2 protein-coding genes are annotated in these 2715 nt (G+C 64.9%); both read right to left on the reverse strand.

The features are described from left to right. Positions 1 to 460, reverse strand: a 460-nt coding sequence (locus ACE3S9_RS17990; RefSeq protein ID WP_374547851.1) for an RNA polymerase sigma factor region1.1 domain-containing protein, incomplete at its 3' end; no start/stop codon positions are given. A gap of 160 nt (positions 461 to 620) precedes the next feature. Then, entirely contained in the window at positions 621 to 2519 is a 1899-nt protein-coding gene (gene dnaG / locus ACE3S9_RS17995) for a DNA primase (RefSeq protein ID WP_374547852.1), read from the reverse strand. Between the last annotated feature and the right edge of the window lie 196 nt (positions 2520 to 2715).

Consider the following 2715-nt stretch of genomic DNA (forward strand, 5'->3'; position numbering starts at 1 on the left):
CCTCGATGCGCTTGGCGATGGCGATTTCGCCCTCGCGCGACAGCAGTTCGACCGAGCCCATCTCGCGCAGATACATGCGCACGGGATCGTCCGTGCGGTCGGCCGGCTCCGACGAACGCGTGGTTACGGCCTTGCTGGCGGTCGGCTCGACCAAGTCGCCGCCCTCGGCTTCCTCTTCGTCGGCGCCGCCGGCTTCTTCCTCGGTCTCGTCGGCCTCTTCGGCCTCGATGACATTGATGCCCATCTCGTTGAGAACGGCGTAGATATCCTCGATCTGGTCCGAGGAGACCTCTTCGGACGGCAGAACGGCGTTCAATTCAGCATAAGTGACAAAGCCGCGCTTCTTGGCGAGCTTCATCATGCGCTTGACGGCGGCGTCCGAGAGATCCAGCAGCGGGCTGTCCGTCGCCTCGGCAACCCCGGCTTCGCCTTCCGGCTTAGCGTCGTCTTTTTTCGCCATGTTGACTCCAAACCGCAGAAATCCAGGCGCATGCCCTAGCGAATCAGCCGCCGCAGGGCAAGGTGCGCGGAAAGATTTAACGCCCGCTTAACCAAAGCCCGGCGCGAAAACCCCAATGCATTCCGTCCGCACGGCCGGCGGGGGCCGTGCGGATTCCGTGTCAGACTGACTTTTCTTCACGGCCCGAACGCGCGCCGAACCCTTCGATCATCGCTTCCACGCCCTCAAGGGCCGACAATTGCGCCTTGATATCGGCGAGAACCGCGAAATTGGCCTCGGACGGCTCCTGAGCAAGAACGGTTTCGGCCCGCCGTAGTTCCCTATTTAGCGCCCGCTGCTTGTGATGCAAGGCCAGAGCCTGGCGCAGCACCTCGTCCGCGTCATTCTCATGGGCCTCGGACCGCACGCACCACAGGGTCGCAATTGTCGGATCGCGCGCCAGAGCGTCCAGTTGCGCCCCGAAGCCGCGCGCGCAAAGCAGATCGCGCAGATCATGGGCGGAAAGGTCCGGTTCGGCGAGGCCGAGCAGGACGTCGCGCAGCTTTTCCCCGGCGGCGCCAATGAAATCGAGCCGCGCCACCTCCTCCGCATGGCGCGCCAGAAGGCCCGGATGATTGACCAATAGGGCCAGAATGAGGCTTTCGCGCGGCGCCGACGCCTCTTTGGGCGCGGCGAACAGGCTGGATTGCAACAGGGCCGAACTGGCCGCAAGCGGCGCGCGGCCGCCCATGTCCCGTCCATAACGCCCGCCGCCGCGCGAAAAGCCGCCGCCCTGCCCTTGCTGGCGCGAACGGCCGAACAATTGGTTGAGCCGATCGCGCAGATCGTCGAGATAGTGCCGGCGCAGGGTCTCGTCACGGATCTGGCCTGCGGCCTCGCGCAAACGGCGTTCAAGGCCGGCGCGGCGCTCCGGCGTGTCGAGCGGCTGGACCTCAGCCTCGCGCAGAAACAACATTTCCACCAAGGGCTTCGCCGCAGCCAACACGGCCTCGATCGCCTCGCGGCCGCCGGCGCGGGCGAGATCGTCCGGGTCCTGGCCCTCGGGCAGCAGCGCGAAACGCAGGGAGCGGCCGGGCGCGATCAAGGGCAGCGCGGTTTCCAAAGCGCGAAACGCCGCCTTGCGTCCGGCGCGGTCGCCATCGAAACAAAGGATCGGCTCCTCGGCCATTTTCCAGAGCAATTCGCACTGGTCCGCCGTCAGCGCGGTGCCGAGCCCGGCGACGACATGGGGAAAACCGGCGAGACTCATGGCGATGACGTCGACATAGCCCTCGACCGCCACCACCGTCCCGCGCTCATGGGCGGCCTTGCGGGCGTTGTGCAGATTGTAAAGGTTGGCGCCCTTGTGAAACAAAGGCGTTTCAGCCGAATTCTTGTATTTCGGCTGCACGTCCTTGGCGAGCGCCCGCCCGCCGAAAGCGATCACCCGGCCGGAACGGTCCCAGATCGGGAACATCAGCCGGTCGCGGAAGAAATCATAAGGAACCGCGATATCCGGGCCATGCGTCAGCAGCCCGGCCTCGATCATGGTTTCGGCCGAACAGCCCTTTGACGCCAGATAATCGCGCAGACCAAAACGATCGGACGGCGAATAGCCGAGCCGGAATTTTTCGCGCGCTTCGCCGGCGAGACCGCGCTCGGTCAGATAGGCCCGCGCCTTGGCCCCATTGGGGCCGCGCAATTGCCTTTCGAAGAAATCCGCCGCCAGCTCCAGCGCTTCGAGCGCGGTGGCGCGCTTTTTCTCGGCCGCCGCGGCCTCGGGCGAGGCGACCGGCATGGCGAGCCCGGCCATGGCGGCGAGCCGCTCCACCGCCTCGGGAAAGCCGATACCCTGGGTTTCCATCAGGAAATTGAAATGATCGCCATTCTTGCCGGCGGAAAAGTCGTAATAGAAGCCCTTCTGGTCATTAACGTAGAAGGAGGGCGTTTTTTCCGCGTTGAAGGGCGACAGGCCGCGCCATTCGCGGCCCTCCTTCTTCAGCCTCACGCTCTGGCCCACGACTTCCGACAGCGGAAGCCGCGCCCGGATCTCATCGAGGAAGGACGGCGGAAATTTCATCTTTTTCCAGGCGAAGGCGCGTCGAAGAGAGATGGGGAGGCCGCCCGCCCGGCGCAATGCGCGGCAGGTGCTTGTCGCCGCTATCCACAGGGCGGTCATGCAAAAAACGTTTCGCCGCCATCTTGTAGACGCGCGAAGCACAGACAGATAGAGAGTGGCCGCCAGCGGCGGATCGCATAATTCAGGTCGAGGACGC

The sequence above is a fragment of the Rhodoblastus sp. genome (assembly GCF_041915505.1).
Lineage (GTDB): Bacteria > Pseudomonadota > Alphaproteobacteria > Rhizobiales > Beijerinckiaceae > Rhodoblastus.

Bases quoted from the DNA above. Each gene is read 5' to 3' on its own strand.
- dnaG (WP_374547852.1), bottom strand. From the start codon at position 2,519: ATGAAATTTCCGCCGTCCTTCCTCGATGAGATCCGGGCGCGGCTTCCG.